At 61.6% G+C, this 17,554-nt stretch carries 23 protein-coding genes and 1 pseudogene; 11 read left to right on the forward strand and 13 right to left on the reverse strand.

The genetic code is table 11. The features are described 5' to 3' along the window. From R4P70_RS31555 to R4P70_RS31595, 9 genes and pseudogenes are all read right to left on the reverse strand, one after another. Nucleotides 1-294: pseudogene (locus R4P70_RS31555) on the reverse strand (hypothetical protein); the annotation flags it as partial. A gap of 20 nt (nucleotides 295-314) precedes the next feature. Beyond that, on the reverse strand, nucleotides 315-1,181 hold the full coding sequence (locus tag R4P70_RS31560; RefSeq protein ID WP_317833638.1) for an ABC transporter ATP-binding protein: 867 nt from the start codon (nucleotides 1,179-1,181) through the stop codon (nucleotides 315-317). Further along, nucleotides 1,166-1,915 (reverse strand): cobalt ECF transporter T component CbiQ, encoded by a 750-nt coding sequence (gene cbiQ / locus R4P70_RS31565; protein ID WP_317833640.1) that lies wholly within the window; start codon nucleotides 1,913-1,915, stop codon nucleotides 1,166-1,168. The genes R4P70_RS31560 and cbiQ overlap by 16 nt, the downstream gene beginning before the upstream one ends. After that, nucleotides 1,912-2,283, reverse strand: coding sequence for an energy-coupling factor ABC transporter substrate-binding protein (locus R4P70_RS31570; protein WP_054828162.1), 372 nt, complete (start codon nucleotides 2,281-2,283; stop codon nucleotides 1,912-1,914). The genes cbiQ and R4P70_RS31570 overlap by 4 nt, the downstream gene beginning before the upstream one ends. Further along, complete coding sequence (locus R4P70_RS31575; protein ID WP_054828163.1) at nucleotides 2,273-2,986, reverse strand: energy-coupling factor ABC transporter permease; 714 nt, start codon at nucleotides 2,984-2,986, stop codon at nucleotides 2,273-2,275. Before R4P70_RS31575 ends, R4P70_RS31570 begins: the two co-directional genes overlap by 11 nt. A 43-nt stretch (nucleotides 2,987-3,029) precedes the next feature. Next, a complete protein-coding gene (locus R4P70_RS31580) occupies nucleotides 3,030-3,482 on the reverse strand; it encodes a hypothetical protein (protein WP_059039477.1) in 453 nt (150 codons plus the stop codon). A 94-nt stretch (nucleotides 3,483-3,576) separates the two neighbouring features. Continuing rightward, the gene (locus R4P70_RS31585) at nucleotides 3,577-5,283 is read right to left on the reverse strand and encodes a tubulin-like doman-containing protein (RefSeq protein WP_054828165.1); all 1,707 of its coding nucleotides are present in this window, start codon (nucleotides 5,281-5,283) and stop codon (nucleotides 3,577-3,579) included. A gap of 22 nt (nucleotides 5,284-5,305) precedes the next feature. Further along, nucleotides 5,306-5,659, reverse strand: a complete 354-nt coding sequence (locus tag R4P70_RS31590) for a hypothetical protein (RefSeq protein WP_317833648.1) — start codon at nucleotides 5,657-5,659, stop codon at nucleotides 5,306-5,308. After that, entirely contained in the window at nucleotides 5,656-7,212 is a 1,557-nt protein-coding gene (locus R4P70_RS31595; protein ID WP_317833651.1) for a tubulin-like doman-containing protein, read from the reverse strand. Before R4P70_RS31595 ends, R4P70_RS31590 begins: the two co-directional genes overlap by 4 nt. Before the next feature lie 308 nt (nucleotides 7,213-7,520). Here R4P70_RS31595 and R4P70_RS31600 point away from each other — a divergent pair, with 308 nt between their 5' ends. Next, a complete protein-coding gene (locus R4P70_RS31600; RefSeq protein WP_317833653.1) occupies nucleotides 7,521-8,015 on the forward strand; it encodes a MarR family winged helix-turn-helix transcriptional regulator in 495 nt (164 codons plus the stop codon). Between the two features lie 23 nt (nucleotides 8,016-8,038). Here the strand turns inward: R4P70_RS31600 and R4P70_RS31605 are convergent, their stop codons facing one another. Together R4P70_RS31605 and R4P70_RS31610 are read right to left on the reverse strand one after the other, a co-directional pair. Then, the gene (locus R4P70_RS31605; RefSeq protein ID WP_317833655.1) at nucleotides 8,039-9,118 is read right to left on the reverse strand and encodes a substrate-binding domain-containing protein; all 1,080 of its coding nucleotides are present in this window, start codon (nucleotides 9,116-9,118) and stop codon (nucleotides 8,039-8,041) included. A gap of 159 nt (nucleotides 9,119-9,277) precedes the next feature. Then, a complete protein-coding gene (locus R4P70_RS31610) occupies nucleotides 9,278-10,315 on the reverse strand; it encodes an aliphatic amidase (RefSeq protein WP_125053400.1) in 1,038 nt (345 codons plus the stop codon). A gap of 125 nt (nucleotides 10,316-10,440) precedes the next feature. On the opposite strand from R4P70_RS31610, the gene R4P70_RS31615 reads away from it, so the two are divergent. The 3 genes from R4P70_RS31615 (at nucleotide 10,441) to R4P70_RS31625 (ending at nucleotide 12,574) form a co-directional block, all read left to right on the forward strand. Then, nucleotides 10,441-11,505: an AAA family ATPase gene (locus R4P70_RS31615; protein WP_317833658.1), complete on the forward strand. Its 1,065-nt coding sequence runs from the start codon at nucleotides 10,441-10,443 to the stop codon at nucleotides 11,503-11,505. Between the two features lie 506 nt (nucleotides 11,506-12,011). Then, entirely contained in the window at nucleotides 12,012-12,287 is a 276-nt protein-coding gene (locus tag R4P70_RS31620) for a type II toxin-antitoxin system Phd/YefM family antitoxin (protein WP_054828168.1), read from the forward strand. Then, complete coding sequence (locus R4P70_RS31625) at nucleotides 12,284-12,574, forward strand: type II toxin-antitoxin system RelE family toxin (protein ID WP_054828169.1); 291 nt, start codon at nucleotides 12,284-12,286, stop codon at nucleotides 12,572-12,574. Before R4P70_RS31620 ends, R4P70_RS31625 begins: the two co-directional genes overlap by 4 nt. A 72-nt stretch (nucleotides 12,575-12,646) precedes the next feature. Here the strand turns inward: R4P70_RS31625 and R4P70_RS31630 are convergent, their stop codons facing one another. After that, a complete protein-coding gene (locus R4P70_RS31630) occupies nucleotides 12,647-13,432 on the reverse strand; it encodes a DUF2971 domain-containing protein (RefSeq protein ID WP_317833663.1) in 786 nt (261 codons plus the stop codon). Nucleotides 13,433-14,218: 786 nt separating this feature from the next. On the opposite strand from R4P70_RS31630, the gene nrdH reads away from it, so the two are divergent. The 7 genes from nrdH (at nucleotide 14,219) to R4P70_RS31665 (ending at nucleotide 16,942) form a co-directional block, all read left to right on the forward strand. Next, a complete protein-coding gene (gene nrdH / locus R4P70_RS31635) occupies nucleotides 14,219-14,449 on the forward strand; it encodes a glutaredoxin-like protein NrdH (RefSeq protein WP_287484037.1) in 231 nt (76 codons plus the stop codon). 32 nt (nucleotides 14,450-14,481) lie between these two features. Then, nucleotides 14,482-14,802 (forward strand): hypothetical protein, encoded by a 321-nt coding sequence (locus R4P70_RS31640; RefSeq protein ID WP_317833667.1) that lies wholly within the window; start codon nucleotides 14,482-14,484, stop codon nucleotides 14,800-14,802. 6 nt (nucleotides 14,803-14,808) lie between these two features. Further along, nucleotides 14,809-15,384: a DnaB-like helicase N-terminal domain-containing protein gene (locus R4P70_RS31645; protein ID WP_007734783.1), complete on the forward strand. Its 576-nt coding sequence runs from the start codon at nucleotides 14,809-14,811 to the stop codon at nucleotides 15,382-15,384. Then, the gene (locus R4P70_RS31650) at nucleotides 15,381-15,605 is read left to right on the forward strand and encodes a hypothetical protein (RefSeq protein WP_042449146.1); all 225 of its coding nucleotides are present in this window, start codon (nucleotides 15,381-15,383) and stop codon (nucleotides 15,603-15,605) included. Before R4P70_RS31645 ends, R4P70_RS31650 begins: the two co-directional genes overlap by 4 nt. Continuing rightward, entirely contained in the window at nucleotides 15,602-15,769 is a 168-nt protein-coding gene (locus tag R4P70_RS31655) for a hypothetical protein (RefSeq protein WP_167343370.1), read from the forward strand. The genes R4P70_RS31650 and R4P70_RS31655 overlap by 4 nt, the downstream gene beginning before the upstream one ends. A gap of 118 nt (nucleotides 15,770-15,887) precedes the next feature. Continuing rightward, on the forward strand, nucleotides 15,888-16,103 hold the full coding sequence (locus tag R4P70_RS31660; protein WP_007734780.1) for an antitoxin VbhA family protein: 216 nt from the start codon (nucleotides 15,888-15,890) through the stop codon (nucleotides 16,101-16,103). Beyond that, nucleotides 16,100-16,942, forward strand: a complete 843-nt coding sequence (locus R4P70_RS31665) for a Fic/DOC family protein (RefSeq protein ID WP_024488171.1) — start codon at nucleotides 16,100-16,102, stop codon at nucleotides 16,940-16,942. The genes R4P70_RS31660 and R4P70_RS31665 overlap by 4 nt, the downstream gene beginning before the upstream one ends. Nucleotides 16,943-16,995: 53 nt before the next feature. Here the strand turns inward: R4P70_RS31665 and R4P70_RS31670 are convergent, their stop codons facing one another. Beyond that, nucleotides 16,996-17,355: a hypothetical protein gene (locus R4P70_RS31670; protein WP_317833672.1), complete on the reverse strand. Its 360-nt coding sequence runs from the start codon at nucleotides 17,353-17,355 to the stop codon at nucleotides 16,996-16,998. Between the last annotated feature and the right edge of the window lie 199 nt (nucleotides 17,356-17,554).

Below are 17,554 nucleotides of genomic sequence, written 5' to 3' on the forward strand. Positions count from 1 at the left end.
CGTACGCGGGGAGAAACCATGGCCACAAAATGCGCCATAAATGGCCGCCAGTGGGGAGCTTACGATGGCCGTCGACATTCCGGGCAGGCCGCCGGAAACGACAGAGCGGATCCCTCCGGCCGGTGCCGGCCTTCCGCAATGCGGAACTTTCTTCGCCGCAGGAAGAGGCTTCGGACCTAACCGCACGTACAACTGCCGGCGCAGTCGACGAGCTTCGGCAACCAGGTCGCGCTCACGCTCGGAGAGTGGACGAGCAGATGCGACGTCGGTCGCCGTTCGTAAGAACTGCTCCACCTGCACAGGCTGCGGCGCCGTCAGACCCGTCCGCCGTGGCGTAATGCGTGCGCAGCGATAGACGCATGCACCTCAGAGACATTACGCGGGCGCAGTGATTGCGGGAGGAATCCGTCTCGCGCTAGCTTTGCGGCGAGTTCCAGCGACCATGGCGCCGCGAGCCGGGCGGCCGCAAGGAGCGAGGCATTGCCGAGCAGTTCGCCGGGATCGCCTTGGCGGACTGTGCCGCCCTCAACGATCGCTACTGACGACGCCCAATCCAACGCCAGAGCAGCGTCGTGGGTGGAGAGGACCACCGTGGTGCGACTTTCCTCGAGCCGTTCAAGTGCCTGGAACATCTCGGCCACCCCGGCAGGGTCCAGGCCGGCAGTGGGTTCATCGAGGAGCAGCACACAGGGCCGCATCGCCATCGCGCCGGCAATCGTGACGCGTTTGCGTTCCCCGTAGGACAGTTCATGTGTCGGCCGGTCGGCCAGGTCGGTGAGCGACAGCAGCCGCATCGCCTCGTCGACCCGCTCTAGGATCTCGTCGGTGTTCAATCCCAGATTCGCTGGCCCGAAGGCGATGTCGTGTCTGACATCCGCCGAGAACAGCTGATCATCCGGGTTCTGCAGAACCAACTGCACATTCTGACGGTGAGTACGCAGCCCTGCCCTACCGTACTTGATAGGGGTGTGGTCAAGACTGACCGTCCCGCGCGACGGCCGCAGCGATCCGGCCAGTATTCGGAGCAGCGTTGTCTTTCCCGATCCGTTGGCACCCAGCAGTGCCACGCGTGAGCGCGGTGCCATCTCGATATCGACGTCGATCAGCGTATCGCTCGCACCGTGATAGGCGAACGCCACATGTTCGGCGCTCAGCGATCTATGGCTCATGCCATCTCCCACGAAACTGTTAGTGCGACAACACCAATAAGAACGGATACCGAGCCGAAGATGAATTGTCGGCTCACCGGCTGCCGATACAGAACCGGCATACCGATACCCTGGTCGCGACCCGCCAATCCGGTCTCCAGCCGTTGTGCCTGAGTCCAAGACCGGATCAGCACGGCCGCGGTCAGGAGGCCCACTGAGTTGAGTGATCGTCGAAATCCCGCATAGCCCAGTCGCGCGACCTGCGCCTGCCGGATCGTTGCCAGCGACTCCACCAGCACGAACACCATGCGATACATGATTCCGATGACGTCAACACAGGCCGCCGGGAGCCCCGCCCGCCGTAGCGCCGTCGTCAACGTGGTCATCGGTGTCGTGGAGGCAAAGACGAGCATCGCCAGTGATGCCGTCATCGCACGCAGTGCGAGTTCAGCTGCACCCAAAGCCGTGTGCGCAGTCATTGATATCGTCAGAGCGCCGAAATCGATCGATACCGCAGTCGACAGCGCCGCGATCGCAATAAATGCCGCAGGTTCTCGGGCGGTACGGAGCACGTGCGCAAACGGAACCCCGGCTCGTCGCGCGGCGATCAGGGTCACCACGATCAACAGTGGCGCCGCCGGAACCGGGGCAAGCACCACCGCACATCCGACGATCCCGCCGAAGAGAATGACCTTCTCTGCGACCGGCCGGCGGCGCCACGTCGACCTCCACGCAACGCTATCGATCGCGGCGGTGCCAGCACTCATGTCCGGTCACCCTCGCCAGCGCTCGCGGCCATAGCGTCGACGTCACCGGCCAGTGCGATCGCCTCACGTTCGGAGCGCCTACGCTGCCACATCGCCCCGAGCGCAAAGCCGAACACTCCCGCACCGAGCGCAGCCTGCAGCGCGAACAGTCCTGATTCGATCTCACCGGACCCGGGGGTGAAGACCGGCGAGAACCATGGCTTGTAGTCGGAATGGTTCTCCTCGATGTGCTCGGTGGCCAGGGAATCGCTACCGACGAACGCCTCATCCTCCGGGGCGTTCCGATTGAGAAACATCGACAGAGCGAAGATCACGACAATCGCACCGATGATCAGTGCGGTGACCAGAACATTCTTGTTACGCGACATGGATGGTCTCCTTGGCTGGGGCTGCGCTGTCTTGTGCGGTGCGGTCGGTCAATACTCCCAGACGCAGCAATTCCGGCCGCGCCACCTTCCGCAGGACGTTGAAAATCAGGACCCCGACGAGGCCCTCGATGACAGCCAGTGGAATCTGAGTAACGGCGAAGACACCAAGGAACTTCACCACCGAACCGATCACACCGCCGGTCGCATCGGGGAAGGCAATGCCGAGCTGAACAGAGGTAACGCAGTATGTCGAGAGATTCGCGATCGCCATTGCGAAGAAGATCCCGACACTAAAGGGTGCCTTCGTCTTTCGGCTCAACTGCCACACCACGTATCCGGCCCACGGACCAACAATGGCCATCGAAAACGCGTTGGCACCCAAGGTGGTGATACCGCCGTGTGCAAGCAGCAGCGCCTGAAACAGGAGTACCACCGTTCCCAGGAAGGCCATCACCGGCGGCCGAAAGAGCACCGCGCCCAACCCAGTTCCGGTGGGATGGCTCGAGCTACCTGTCACCGAGGGAAGTTTGATTGCGGACAGGACGAAGGTGAACGCCCCTGCCGCCCCGAGCAACAACCGCGATTCAGGATGCTCACGTACCTCGCGCACGACGGCCACGGCACCGTGTACAACGAACGGTGCGGCTACCGCCGCCCAACAGGCCGCCTGGACCGGCGGCAAAAAGCCTTCGGCAATATGCACTGGTTCATTCCTCTGCTGTATGAGACGGGTCAGTTACGAAAACTCATTCACCGTCATCCGATGGTCGGAGATAGTCCTCCACTTGTTTTTGCATCGACTGCACCATGTCGACGTCGACCCCGAGCACCGAACCAATCTCGGCGGCACTAAGTCCGTGAACATGTGCTGCCACATGTACGTTGCGTAAGTCGGTCGGCATCTCGAACAGCCGGCCGGCGAGCTCCTCCCAGGAACACTGCTGTGCTCGCCAGTCACCGTCCGGGTCGGCAATGAGAGGTTCGGCAAGGGCCGCGATACGCCCCGCATAAGGCAGTCCCTGGTAACGAAACACCCGGGGCCGGGCCAGCATCGAGACCACCACCTGCATGGCCACCGCCTCCGCAACAGTCCGGTCCTCCAGCCGGTGGGTGACCATGTACCGCACCGAATCACGGGTGTCATTCAGGCGCAATATCCACGCTAAATAGTCGTCTTGCCAATCACTTTCGAAATCCACTGGCCCTCCATGCACAAGAACCTCTGAGGCCGGGACCGGGCGGTCCGCTCGGTTGGTACATCCACACGCGCCGAGCGGACCGCCACCGGCCGGGTTACGGCGTCGGCACCACCGTGGCGACCGAGGCTGCCATCACCTCGTTGGTGTACTCGACAGCGGTGGCCGGCAGTGCGGCGCCCGCCATCTCGTCGACACCGATACGGGTGTTCCACCCTGGCGATCCAGCAATCGCCTTACCCATCGTGGCCTCGAACTGATCGGATGGCTCCGAGAGCACGATGCCGAGTTCGAGCAGCCAGCTACTGAGGACGATCCGCTCACTGGCAGGGACCGCGTCATAGAGCTTCTTGGCTTCGGCGAATGCCGTCAGGTCCGCCTTCGCCACACCCGGAACGATGATGTTGGAGTACACCGTCAGCTCGTCGAAGAACTCGCCTTCGGTGGTCCGCAGCGAGCCGTCCTCACCCGGCAGCAGGTACTGCGACAGAGTCGATTCGAGCTTGGCCTGCAGGGTCGCATTCCACTTGGTGCGGGCCGCGAAGGTATGTGCTTCCACATACTCTGTCGCGAAGCCCTCGCGAATACCCATCCACTGCGGGACATACCCGATCCAGTCGCTGATCGCACTACGCCACTTGCTGATCGGCTCGCCCGGCAGTACCTCCACACCGGGATGCATGAGCTTGGCAACGTTGAACACGGTGAAGTTACGCGGCCCGAAACTGACTCGCTCATGTGGTGCACCGGTGAAACCGGCCGGACGCAGAACGCGGAAGATCTCGCGACCGTAGTCGTGAACGACGTAGCGGGCGAACGAGTCGTCGACGAACTTGTTCGTGACGTGCAACGCCTGCTGATGCCGGATCTCGGGGAGCACACCCTTCTTGATTGTGGTGTACCGGTACAGACGCTCCCACGACTGCTCCTGGGTGACCGCCAGGAATCCTCCGGTAAACGGATTCTTGTACATGTCACCCCACACCGAGGTGATCTTCTCGTTCTTCGTCTCATCGAGCATGCAGTCGATCTCGTTGAGCGTGGCGTAAACCGAAGCGCCACGCTGGTACTCAGGATCTCCCGAACACGGCATGAAGCCGACCCCGATGACCGGCACCCGACGGCCGAGCGCACCAGTGCTCAGGTGGCGGGCGAGGTCAACAACCATTCCGCTGCCCGTGCCGCCACCAACACCGAAGGCAACAAGAACCAGGCATGGCAGGCCGGTCTGGTCGATGCTGTCGGCAAATGCTTCCAGTTCGCTGTGGAGTGGGCGCTCGCCGTCGTAATACGCACGGCCATAGATCGCCTTCGCCAAGGAGCGGGACACATGCTCGTCGGAGGACGGGACCTCCAGTTGGCCGACGTAGTTCTTCTCGGTGGTCGGAGTCGTGGTGGCATCCAGCCACGACGCGAATCCGCTCTCGCCCTGGCCCTTCCAGCTGAACCGCGGGAACTCCCTGCCGAGGAACTCGGGAAAGCGAGCCATGCTCTGCTCGAGATCCGCGGCGTCAGGGATGTCCAGGGCCACAGTGCGAATCTGCGCGCGGTCCCGGGGAATCCCACGATCATCAAGGCGTGCGTAGAACGAGTCCGCGTACTGGCGCATCTGACGCATGTCGCCCTCGCCGATATCGATCGCCAACGCAGTGAAACGAGCGCGCGGATCGTCGAGCATGTCCTCGATCTCACCGGTCCGCAAGAGCGCATCGATGAGCTGGGCGCCGGCCTTACCGAGGCCGACAACATTGATACAGTGCGGCGCCTGTTTTCCGCTTGCACTGTGGTACATGGATAGTGCCATGGTGGTAGTCCAGCCCTTCTAGCTAGCTCAGGTATCCAAGGTCTTTGAGGATGGTTGCGGCGACCGTGGGGCGCTCGTCCGCAACCAACGTTCGGTACTTGTCGATGAATTTGTTGGCCTCGCGCGGGATTGCCCCCTGGTTAACCAGGTCAACACCTTTTTCCAAGTTGTAGCGGTGTAGTTCTGCGGTCCAGAGCTGGTGTTTGACGTAGATCCGCTCGTCGTCGGCTCCGCTGACGGTCACGGTTGCCCCACCCGGAAGGGTGTCGACCGCCGCGCCGTCCCGATACTTCTCGACGGCCTGATCCCAGTCCAGACCTGCTGGCTCCGTAGTCATCTCGGCCCCCGCGTGCTCGATGTCGGTTCCGGTGCTCACTTGGACAGCTCGAGTTGTTCAACCTCACCACGGATTGCCAAGTGCGGGACAACAACCCAGCACGCGCAGCCCAAAATGCATTCGCCACCGACTCCCTCGAATCGGGTTGAGGGCTCGCAGAGCAGCACACCGAGATCGAGCAGCCATGCGTGACGCATGAGCTTGGACTCCCAATCCAGCGCGTCGTAGGCCTCCCGCGCGGGCACGAACCAGCTCATGTCGAGCTTGCTCAGCCGCGGGATGAAGGCCGCGACCGTGGTGTCGCCCGAACCTGCGAAGGCCAGCGTGTTGGGTCCGACGACGGGATCGAGGGATTCAGACAACGACGCTGCGACTGCGCTGGCCGAATCCGCACCGAATGCGCGAACCTCGACGAATTCGACTGCTGCCGAGTCGGTCACCTCGCCGACCAGCGGAGTGCCGGCCGGACCAATACCCACTGCGAGCAAGTTGATCCAGCTGTCGGTCTGATCACCACGGGTGGCCGGGTGCCACGCGTCGGCCGGGACATTCATCCAGTTGAGTGCCTTGATCGACTCGTACAGGTGATCGCCTCCGTCACGCAAAACAAACTGCGCGATACCGGTGTCGATGGCCTTGTGCGCGGCGTCAAGGTCGCCGACCGCGTCGTACACCGCGTTCTGTGGTACACCGAAGAATCCAGCGGTAAAGGGGTTCTTGTAGAGGTCACCCCAGACGGTCATGACGCCCTTGTTCTTGTCGGCGTCCACCATGCAGTCGAGCTCATTGATGGCGATGAACGCGCGGCCGTCCTTGAGTTCGTCGGGGTCGGCGTCGGCGGGCAGCACGCACATGCCGGCAACCAGCGCGCGACGGCCCAACCGGATGTTGGATAGATGGCGGGCCAACTCGACGACGATGCCACTACCGGTTCCACCGACCAGTGAGAAGGCGATGATCACCAGTGGGGTCTTGTCGCTGGACATGATCCCGTCGGCGAAACGGTCAAGCGCTTGGGCAACCGCACCACCGGTGTAGTAGTCGACGCCGTAGAGGCCCTTGGACACCGCACGCGGGAAGTGGTCACCAGCCTCCGGCACCACGAGATCGTTGGGAAGCCACGGCTCGTAGTTGGGATTCCAGTAGTAGCGGGGGTACTCCTTCTTGAGAAATTCGCGGTAGCGTCGCAGTTCGCTGAACAGCGCCTCATTCTCCAGCGCGGGAAGGTCGACGACCTCCGCGCTGGCGAGATCGCCGGACAGTGCTGCCGACGCGGTGGTGACACCGGTCAATTCGGCATCACCAATGTCGATGGCCAGCCCACGGAACGGTGTTTCCGAACCGGCTGCAGCACCCCCGGGTGCGTACTCGCGCAGCATCGATTCGACGACGTTGGAACCGGTCTTGCCGATGCCCAGGACGTGAATAGAGAACGGTCCCTCGTGATCTCCGATGCGGTGAACGCCATCGGTGACCAACGCCTCAAGCCGTACCTTGTCGGTGCCGTACCCAGCGGACTCGCTGTCGCACGCCGCACCTTCATGGGCGTGGCTGTGCCCATGATCGTGATTGTGGTCGTGTGCTCCTGACACTTCATCTCCTTCAACGGTGGTCGCGAGCCTGCGGGTGCCGCACAACAGGGAGGGGCGGGTCTTTTCGACCGGACTCGCGGAGTTACTGCCTGAATGAGAAGCCCCTGGCTTCCCCGCAACTGACAGTAGTGGAGATACTGTCAGTGTGAAATATATCAATGTTAACTTTTCGTAACCGAAATATGCGAAATGACAACGATGTGGTTGAGGGGCAATCCTGTGCACGCTAGTATGTGGACATCGGGGACTGGAACGGGGCCTCAGTTACTCGTACTGCGCGTCCCCCGTACCAAGAGAAGGATGATCGGATGGCCACTGTCCAGACCAAGCCGACGGGCGCCGCCGGCGCGGCCGAGGCAGACGCCCTACAGGTCTCACCCAGGCCACTGGCAGGGCGATTGGATTCATTGAGTCGGATGCTCTCACGCCGCATCGACGGGATTACCGCGCAGCACAATATGTCCGCCGATCACTGGTACGCACTCGACGTCATCGTGCGCCAGGACGGCGTGGCGATGAATCACTTGGCACGAGCGTTGAGTGTCGCCGCACCCACCCTCACCAAATACGTGGACAAGCTGGCTGTGCACGCCTACGTCTTCCGGCTCGCCGACCCGGGTGATCGACGCAAAGTGCTGGTGCACGCCTCCAGCCGGGGTACGAGCGTCCACCAGGAACTTCTCGGCACTATCGCTGCCACCGAAGCCGAGGCCTTGGGCATGTTCGCCGCACGCGACCGACAAGCGCTGGAACGCATGCTCAACCACTACGGCAAACAAGCAGAAGACTTCACGAGTCAGTAAACCGACCGGCGCCCGCCGCTGATTTAGCCGACCGCGGCAATCTGTTCGAGGACATCGAACTCGAGCCCCCTGGCCTTCGCTATATACACGTCTTGAGCGAGATGGTGCCGCCGGAAGCGGACATGCCCACGTGGACTGTCATAGTGAATGTCGGCTTGTGCCTGAGCGCTTAATTCAGACACATTCACCGACGCCGACCGCTCAACCAGTTCAGCCAGGAGCCGCACACCCTCGTAGCAGGACTCGCCCGGCGAGGCCAGCGGCGGCGCACTCGCACCGAAGCGCTCCGCATACCGCCCACCGAACTCCAGACTGTGGCCGGTCCCCAAGGATTCGAAGAAGCCTGACACGGAATAGAGTTCACGCGCAGCGCCCGCACCGCCGGCCAGCAGCATATTCTCATCGATCAGCGGCCCGAGTCGAGGGAGATCGCGATCTAACCCACGAGCAGCGAACTGCCTGTTGAACGACACCGCATCCTGGCCCAGCAACAACACGAACACCCCGCCGGCGCCGGAGCACTCGATCTCATCGAGCACATCACTGAAATCGGTCTCACCCAGCGGCGTGAAGTACTCCCCGACGAGCCTGACACCTGAACCGAAGGCACCTGTCGTCGCCCACTTCCGCATACGACCAGCGGTGCGTCGTGGCCACACATAGTCACTGCCGACGACAAACCAGGATGTGATGCCGTCCTCTCGAGCCATCCATTGCAGCGCAGGCACGATCTGACGTTCGGGTACCTCCCCGGTAGTGAACACACCGGGTGACGATTCACCGCCCTCGTACACCGCCGTGTAGATGTAGGGCACCAGACCACCTACGGATCGCACGATCTCGCGACGCAGCGCCGAAGTATGCCAGCCGACCAGGGCTTCGACCTCACCGTTGGACACCCGTGCGGAGACGTCGCCGGCCACGTCCCCAATGTCGGCGCCGCCATCGATGACGGTGGCGGTGACCTCGCAACCAAGAAGTCCGCCATGCTGATTGAGTTCGGCGATGGCCAGTTCGGCGCTGCTCAGGCACGACGGCCCGAAGATCCCCGCCGGACCACTCTCAGGTATGAGCAGGCCGAGATTCATGCGTGGGTCAGACATCGAACACTCTCCCTGCGCAGGGTGGGTCGCCGGTTACGTCCCATGATTTCAGCGCGCTATTACCGGGGTGTAAATCGCTCGTGTGAGGTCACACACGCGGAAAACAGATTCGATCCCGCCGGGACATGACATGATTCCCCGGCGAGACCGACTCCGTCGCTATGCTTCTGCGGTCTTCTCGGTGGGCAGATCGTAGACCGGTGCGGACGCAACACCAATGGTCTGGCGGGTGATCGCCTCGACCTTTTCCCGGGTGGCCTCGGCGTCGGTCACCCAGTCACGGTAGAAGTCGAAGGGGCATTCGGCGATTCCCTTGTCACCGTCGCCTGCGTTGTAGACGCCGGTGTAGCCGCGGTGGAGCAGCTTGAACAGGTGGTTCTGCGACTGGTCATTGGCACGCGCATCCCGGATCGTCGAAAGCGACAGCTGCGCGTACTGAATCCCATAGTCTTCCTCCCCGCACTCCCCCAGCGTGCGCCCGTCAAATCCGACGATGGCGCTGTGGCCGAAGTACGAGTAGACGCCGTCGAAACCGGTCGCATTGGCCACTGCGACATAGCAGTTGTTGGCCCACGCCATCGTCTTTGACATCAGAACCTGCTGCTCCTTGGCCGGATACATGTAGCCCTGCGGGCGGACGATGAGCTCAGCACCCTTCATCGCGCAGTCCCGCCAGATCTCCGGGTAATTGCCGTCGTCGCAGACGATGAGCGAGATTTTCATGCCCTTCGGGCCGTCGGTGACATAGGTTTGCCCACCCGGGTACCAGCCCTCGATCGGGGTCCACGGCATGATCTTGCGATACTTCTGCACGATCTCGCCCTCGTCGTTGATCAGCACCAAGGTGTTGTAGGGCGGCTTGTTCGGGTGATCCTCATGCCGTTCACCGGTCAGGGAGAAGACTCCCCAGGTCTTTGCATCCCGACATGCCTTGGCGAAGATGTCGGTTTCATCGCCTGGCACCGTGGCGGCCGTCGCATACATCTCGTCGTTGTCGTACATGATGCCCATGGTGGAGTACTCGGGGAACACCACCAGATCCATACCCGGGAGGCCGGCCTTCATCCCAACAACCATGTCCGCTATCTTGCGTGCGTTGTCGAGTACCTCCTCCTTGGTGTGCAGCCGCGGCATCTTGTAATTCACGACGGCAACGCCAACCGTGTCCGGGCTCGATGAGATGTCTCCGTGTCGCATGTTGGACCTCCATTTAGTTCGTAAACTCTCGCCAGCCTCTGCACGAGGTACTTTGATCGTAAAGTATTGCAAACGACAGGGTACAGCCGTACCTGTTACACCTATGTTTCAAGGAGGATCGCTCGATGCAACCCGAACCACCCCCGGACTCAATCCCCAGCCCGGTAGGAACCAGCCGCTTCAGGCTGGGTCGGCTCCGATCACCACAGGAGCTGACTGCCGCATTGCAGTCACATATCGTCGGGCAGGAGGCTGCCATCGACGCTGCGGTGCGGGCGTTGACGATTTCCGCGGCGGGGCTGCGCGACCCAAACCGTCCGATCGCCTCGCTACTGCTGGTCGGGCCGACCGGCGTGGGAAAGACCGAGCTCGCAAAACAACTCGCGTGTCAGGTCACCGGCGATCCCGACAACCTCTGCCGAATAGACATGAATACCCTTGCACAAGAACACTACTCGGCATCACTCGCCGGTGCGCCGCCCGGCTACGCCGGCGCAAAGGAAGGCCTGACTCTCTTTGACCCCGCCCTGATCGCAGGTAACCATTCCCGGCCGGGGCTCGTACTCTTCGACGAGGTCGAGAAAGCGCACGCGACAGTCCTGCGGTCCTTACTGCAGATACTCGACAGCGGGGTCCTAAGGCTGTCGGCAGGCAACGAGACCATCGACTTCCGTAACGCGATTGTGCTATTCACTTCCAACCTCGGATCTGCCGAAGTAGCTGCCCACGAACGCCGGCGCCGAGGCTCGTCGTCACTGCAGCGGCTCGCGGCACCATTCCGACCCGGCGCACGTCGCGACTCGCAGCAGATCGTTGCCGACGTCGTCGAGCAATTCTTCGATCCGGAGCTGTACAACCGCTTCGACGAGGTTGTGCACTTCGCGCCGTTGACCCAGACCTCAGCGGCGAAGATTGTGGATCTCGAGCTCGTGCGCCTACGTAATCAGCTGTCTGCCATACACATTGATTGGATGCCAGATGACGATGTACGAAGTCTTCTGATCAACAAGGGATTTGATTCCACCTACGGGGCCAGACATATGAGACGTACCGTCCGGACTACGCTGTTGGCGCCGATCGCCGAAGCAGTCGTGACCGCTCCCGACGCAGACAACCAATCTCACCACACACTGTCCACGACAGTGGCGCAGGGAGGAATCGTCGCCACCGTCACCCGGGCTGTGTCGTAGACACTGGAAGAGACCGACTGTGCGAATCACTGCTATTTGGGCACACCGCCGGGAATCACTGCTACCAGGCCGCCGATCGCTCCGACGGCGCCGCCCCTGTCAACGTAGATCGCAGCATAGTGATTGTTGAACAGCGACCGTGTCCGATGACACCTCAGTTGGGAGTGGTGACAGCTACTTGAGAGCCACTGACCCGCATATTGCGGCTACCGGCTTGCGTAGTTCGCTGCCATCTGAAGCGAGATTCCATGGTTTCGTGGCGGCGACTGTCCTCAGTGACAGCCGATGTGAGAGTTCGGCGTGGATTCTTTCAGGTTGGCGAGTTCGAAGTCCTAGGCTGGTGTCACCGGGTCCCATCTAGGGTGGCGTAGTGTCAACTACGTTGGCACCCGACAGGCTGCGAACTGACGTAGAGTTTGCTCACGACAGATGTACCTTGCATAATTACTATTATCGGCTAAAAGTATGGCTATCGTCGGGCCAGTCTGGCGGCTAGACTGGACGGCATGACGACAGTGCCACTGGGTGAAGCCAAGGACAAGCTCTCCGCGCTGGTCGATAGCGCCGAAACCACGCACGACATCATCACGATCACCAAGCACGGCAAACCCGCCGCGGTGCTGATGTCTGCCGACGACCTCGAATCGCTGCACGAGACGATCTACTGGCTCTCACGTGCCGGTGTCCGCGACGACGTCGCTACCGCCGACGCCGAGTACGCTGCCGGCCACACTGCCTCCATCGACGACCTGCGCGCGGAACACGGCCTGCCGCCGAAATGAGCGACGCTCCCACAGACTCGTCCGACCCGTACCGGGTCGAAGTCGCATCCCCAGCTCGCCGCGACCTTCAACGTCTCCCATCCCGGATCGTCCACGCCGTCATCGAATTCATCTCCGGACCCCTCGCCGAGAACCCTCACCGGCTCAGCAAACCGCTACGCGACGACCTCGACGGTCTCCACAGCGCCCGCCGCGGCGACTACCGAATCCTGCTCCACATCGACGACCCCAACCACACCATCGTCATCGTCAGAATCGACCACCGTGCCCACGCCTATCGCACCTAGGGGTAAAGCCATACGTGCGAGAGACATTGAGATACAGCTGGTGCCGCGGTAGCGCAGTCGACACAGACTCGATCAACCTCGAAATGTGATGCCCGAAGGTTCCACCACACCAGGGTCATGGCCGTTGACGCTAAGTAGTTGACGCGCCGCGATGACCTGAACATCTTGGTATGGCCCTGGGCCGACAATCAGTCTCGCGATTGTTGTCTCTGCCGCCGGACGCCAATGGGTGCCGAGGTTGATCGCGAACGCGGTGAAGGGCGAGAGACCGTAACCGCTGAGGCGGAGTTCGCCGAACAGAGGGTTAGTGCTGGTCGTCGGTGGCGCTGTGTGGGTCATGACACGAAACTCCTGTTCGGCCTTGAACGAGTCATCTTTGTGCCGGGCGAGGTGCTTCGCCATCTCGAAGCGTGCGAAAGCGAGGTCGTGGGGGCCGAGCGCGGGTTTGTTCGCGTAGCGGCTGATGAACTCGTCGGCGTCGCGTTCGATAGCGGCCGACTCGTAGCTCACTTCGACGACATCCACGTCCGCCGGGAAACTGATCACTGAGTCGAGTCTTGGATTTTCTGGCTCGGGCCAGTTGAACATTGGGAAGGTGTGATTCTCGAGAACTTCCCTGGGTATGCCGATCGCGAATCCGCCTGTACCACCGGCGTAACCGCGCCATTGACTGAGATCATCTGGCTCGGTGGTAAACGAGGCGGCAAACACTTGCGCGGGGTCTGGTAACAACCCGTTTGCGCGCAGCTCTCGGGCGAGGGGTAACAACGGGTGGTCGCCGCCAGAGTCACCGGCGGCATCCGTGATCTTCTGCGCGAACACTTTGCCGGCAGTCTTCAGCTCTGCGTGGTCGTTCATGAACCGAACATCAGACGCCTGGAATCGCAGCGTTCGATCGTAGGTGTACTCGGCATACAAGGGGTGATTGGTAGTCGCGTACACGTTCGGGAAGCTCGCTTGGCTGATTCGATCAACGATGCCGAGGAGTCCTGCCGCGGAAGTGTAGTGATACAAGTTGTCGTCGTTGCTCATGTTGCTCTTCCGCCTATTCGACGAGGTCGCGATCGACTAACCCGATGAAGCGGCGATCCCCGGCCCGAAAGGGTTGGGGATCCGTCCGCCCTTCCGCCCCGCACCTTCCGCCTCTGGCCGGCGGTAAAGAGCCACCGGCGGACCGGAAGGGCGGAATACGGACACCACCACAGACACGCAAGAAAGCACCCCGGCCGCCGGCCACGAACCACGACAAAAGCGCAAGGACAAGAACCTACCCGCCCCGGTGTAAACATTCTTCTATCCCGACGCTCGCGCATCAAGGCCGCTCCAGAAATAATATCCACACGCGCCACTCGCACGCTCGAACAAAGGCGCTAAGATATTTTTTCCTACGCTCACCTTGACCCGCTCCCGCCGAGACCAGAATATCGGCACATACCGGGGGATGGGGAGAAAGTGCAGGTAGAGTGCATGCAGGTAGCTGTGTACATCAGGGTTTGGTATTAGAGAAAGAATGCGGAAAATGATTGAAGATGCCATTAGCGAAAGCGGAAACTAATCGAAGAAATACCTGCGAAAGTATTGGTTTATATTGCAATGTTCGATAGACTGAAATCAATAAAGAATCATCGAAGAGGGGGAATGACAATGGCGATCACCGTATATACCAAGCCCGCATGTGTGCAATGCAATGCCACGTACCGCGCACTCGACAAAGCGGGAATCGAATACGCCGTCATCGACATCACCGAAAACGCACAGGCCCGCGATTACGTCATGAGCCTGGGATACCTGCAAGCCCCCGTCGTCGTCGCAGGAGAAAACCACTGGAGTGGATTCCGTCCCGACGAAATCTCCAAGCTCACCCCGGCCGCCTGACCACACACTTTCACCAGCGAAGCGAGGACACCATGACCGCAGCAGCATTCACCTTCACTCCCGATGCAGACTTCGTCGACCGCGCACTCGACGCCGAGCTCCGCCGCGACAGCGAATCCGTCGATCGCAAACTCCGCACCATGCTCGCAGCCCTCGACGACTCCCTCGCCGGAATCAGTGATACACGCGAAGAGCTACACACCCTCTACACCGCCCCCGGCACGGACACCGCCGAAGACGTTGCCGCCCATGACCAGGACATCGCAACTCATCTCGCCGAGGCTGCCCGCAACCTCCGCGCGGCCGCCGAGATCCTGCGCAGTCACCGGCAACTCACCTCACCGCGACCCTGACCTTTCATGCCCACCGGCGACAGCAAGGACCCCGACGTGACACTCTCACTGGCCACCGTCCCCGACTTCGACGACCTCACCGACAACGAAGGCGAGATCGACGAGTACAGCACCGCCCTCGACGTCGAGGCTCAACTCCTGTGCTCGCTGCTCTGGGCGCCGGCCGAGAGCGCGAAACGTGCCGTCGCAGCCTTGACCAGCGCCGACTTCTACCGACCCGTGAACGCGGCACTGTTCACCGCGATCTCGGAACTTGTCGAGGCCGGCAAACCTCACAACAGTGCCCACGTCTTCACTACCTTGCAGCAGGAAGGCCGCACCAGCGGTCACCTCGGGAAACAGCTCACCAAAGCGCTCACCGACATCACCACCATCGGCGTCCCGTCCGCTGAACTCGAGCACAACATCGCAGCAGTCCTCACCCAGGCCTACCGGCGCGGATTCCGCGAAGCAGCACGATCCCTCGCCCAAGCCGCCGAAGAACTCCCCGAAGACCAACTGTTCGAGCACCTGCTCAGCATCGGCCGCGAACGCCGCGCAGCCTCCCAACGCCTCGCCGCCATCCGCGAAGGCCGAGCATGAACACTCCAGACAAGCCAAATCAGCGAATCAGCAGGCCGGGGGTGGTGAAACACAGCATCTTCGGTGTCCTCGCCCTCGCAGTCGCAGCCCTGGACTTCACCATCGGAACCAGCCGAACCCTCATCGCCGGAGTCGGATTACTCGCCCTTTCGACCTACAGCTTCCTGAAAGCGGCCAAACTCCGAAGGTCGCCCTCGAGCAGACAGGAACCCAGAACATGAACGATGACGAACACGACGCCTGGCAGCTGCACCACCACGGAGCCGACTGGGACGAAATCGGTACCGAAATGGGATGCAGCCCCACCACAGCGCAAACCCTCGCAGCCGCCTACGAGAAACGCACCGACGACGCCGCCGCGCAAACCCAAAACACTCTGTTCTGAACACCGCCCCACAACGGCTGTTGACCGCAGGAAACAGGCAATGATCAGGTAGAATAGACAACGGTGTGCAGCTCCCCTGCGCACCGCCACGCTCGACCGAGTCGACGAAGGAGCACCGGTGACCACTGCACGCAACGCACAGTCGCACATGACCGAAGCCCAGATCGACCGAGCCATCGCCGCCGCCACCGCCGGCCACCGCATGGCCGGCATGGAACCCAGCGAATACGGCATCGAAGTCGGACGCCGGCAACTACGCGGAGAAATCACCGGCGACGAAGCAGTCGCACTCGTCCTCGCCGAAAACCGCCGCCGCCGAGCTGCCCGCAGTTGAAAGACCCGTACGTCGACCCCGAAACCGGGGTCCTGATCAACAAACTCGGGCACACCGACCCGCAAGCACTCCTCGAGGACGAAACCGAAGCGGCGTATCAGCGCATCCTGCAGCTCGAATTACAGCCCATCGCAGGTAATTTCGACTTCGACCACCTGAAAAAGATCCACCAATTCATCTTGCAAGACGTCTACGACTGGGCAGGCACCCTCCGCACCCGCGACACCGGCGCCGTCGGCATGAACCTCCCCCACTGCCGACCCGAACACATCGAAAACCAAGCAGCGTTCATCTTCCGCGGAATCGCCAAAGACAACTTCCCCCAAGGCCTCCCGAAAGACCGCGCCGTCGACCGACTCGCCTACCACTGGGGCGAAACCACCGTCCTGCACCCGTTTCGGGACGGCAATTCCCGCACACAACGAGTCTTCTTCGACGAACTCCTCAAATCCTCCGGCTGGACCATCGACTGGCAGAAAGTCCACGCCTCCGCAGTGCAAGCAGCCCGCTACGTCGCCATGGAAGCAACCCACACACCGCTCCGCGACGTCCTCGCCCCCGGCGTACACCGCAACGGCACCGAACCACCCACGCTCGCCAAAACCCAAGGCAACGTCATTCACCTCGAGGTGGCCGAGCATCACAAAGCGATGATCGACCATCTCCGCAGCGGAAACCGCGAACCGTACAACCCGAACGAACTCAGCGACCTCATGCGCGGACGCCTACTCGACTACCCGTCACAGCCACCGACAGGTTCACGAGAATCAGGGACGAGCGGGCCGGAAACCTCGCGGACCCAGACACCGAAACGCGAACACGACCTCGGCAGAGACTGAAAACTTCCGGACAAAAGCAGATTGACCACAATAAATGTGGCCGTGCACTGCCCCTACTGCAACTTTTCGGCGCGCTCGTTCACCAAACGAGCAAGAACCCGAACCGTTTCCGGGTCAGTCATATCGCCACCACGCGCGCAACCGATCCGCGCACCGGACGCCGCCTCCGCAGCCCGCAACTCCGCATACGCCGCAACAAGCTCAGGACTCGGATTCGCCATCAGATCCGCCCGGCGCTTCTGCTCAGCCTTGTGAGCCAAACGCAACTTGCTAGACAGCTGCTCTTCGCGCCATATCCTGAACCTGCGACGCTTCCACGGAGAACGAACCGCAGCACCGCCCGTCCATGCCGCGAACTGCTTCTTGTCCCGCTCCCACGCCCGCGGCCGAAAATCCGGACTCCAACCATCCATCAACTTTTCCCCCACCTCGCATCAACCTGCGGACACACCCAAATTAACAGCGTTCAACCACCAACCGCCGCCGACGAAGATCCGAAACGCACGTCCGAACCAGCCGAAACGCGACCACGCCTTGAATCGCCCTGGGTCTGATGGAGGCTCTGGCTATTTGATTTCAACCAAGGCCTGCTCACCCTGCTCAGTAGCGTAG

It is taken from the genome of Rhodococcus sp. IEGM 1241 (assembly GCF_033142365.1).
GTDB classification, from domain to species: domain Bacteria; phylum Actinomycetota; class Actinomycetes; order Mycobacteriales; family Mycobacteriaceae; genus Rhodococcus_F; species Rhodococcus_F erythropolis.

Excerpts from the sequence above, each read along its gene's own strand:
- R4P70_RS31645 (WP_007734783.1), top strand. The coding sequence starts at position 14,809 with ATGCCCACCGGCGACAGCAAGGACCCCGACGTGACACTCTCACTGGCC.
- R4P70_RS31640 (WP_317833667.1), top strand. The coding sequence starts at position 14,482 with ATGACCGCAGCAGCATTCACCTTCACTCCCGATGCAGACTTCGTCGAC.
- R4P70_RS31650 (WP_042449146.1), top strand. The coding sequence starts at position 15,381 with ATGAACACTCCAGACAAGCCAAATCAGCGAATCAGCAGGCCGGGGGTG.
- R4P70_RS31615 (WP_317833658.1), top strand. The coding sequence starts at position 10,441 with ATGCAACCCGAACCACCCCCGGACTCAATCCCCAGCCCGGTAGGAACC.
- R4P70_RS31630 (WP_317833663.1), bottom strand. The coding sequence starts at position 13,432 with ATGAACGACCACGCAGAGCTGAAGACTGCCGGCAAAGTGTTCGCGCAG.
- R4P70_RS31655 (WP_167343370.1), top strand. The coding sequence starts at position 15,602 with ATGAACGATGACGAACACGACGCCTGGCAGCTGCACCACCACGGAGCC.
- R4P70_RS31600 (WP_317833653.1), top strand. The coding sequence starts at position 7,521 with ATGGCCACTGTCCAGACCAAGCCGACGGGCGCCGCCGGCGCGGCCGAG.
- R4P70_RS31605 (WP_317833655.1), bottom strand. The coding sequence starts at position 9,118 with ATGTCTGACCCACGCATGAATCTCGGCCTGCTCATACCTGAGAGTGGT.
- nrdH (WP_287484037.1), top strand. The coding sequence starts at position 14,219 with ATGGCGATCACCGTATATACCAAGCCCGCATGTGTGCAATGCAATGCC.
- R4P70_RS31610 (WP_125053400.1), bottom strand. The coding sequence starts at position 10,315 with ATGCGACACGGAGACATCTCATCGAGCCCGGACACGGTTGGCGTTGCC.
- cbiQ (WP_317833640.1), bottom strand. The coding sequence starts at position 1,915 with ATGAGTGCTGGCACCGCCGCGATCGATAGCGTTGCGTGGAGGTCGACG.
- R4P70_RS31620 (WP_054828168.1), top strand. The coding sequence starts at position 12,012 with ATGACGACAGTGCCACTGGGTGAAGCCAAGGACAAGCTCTCCGCGCTG.
- R4P70_RS31585 (WP_054828165.1), bottom strand. The coding sequence starts at position 5,283 with ATGGCACTATCCATGTACCACAGTGCAAGCGGAAAACAGGCGCCGCAC.
- R4P70_RS31625 (WP_054828169.1), top strand. The coding sequence starts at position 12,284 with ATGAGCGACGCTCCCACAGACTCGTCCGACCCGTACCGGGTCGAAGTC.
- R4P70_RS31670 (WP_317833672.1), bottom strand. The coding sequence starts at position 17,355 with ATGGATGGTTGGAGTCCGGATTTTCGGCCGCGGGCGTGGGAGCGGGAC.
- R4P70_RS31570 (WP_054828162.1), bottom strand. The coding sequence starts at position 2,283 with ATGTCGCGTAACAAGAATGTTCTGGTCACCGCACTGATCATCGGTGCG.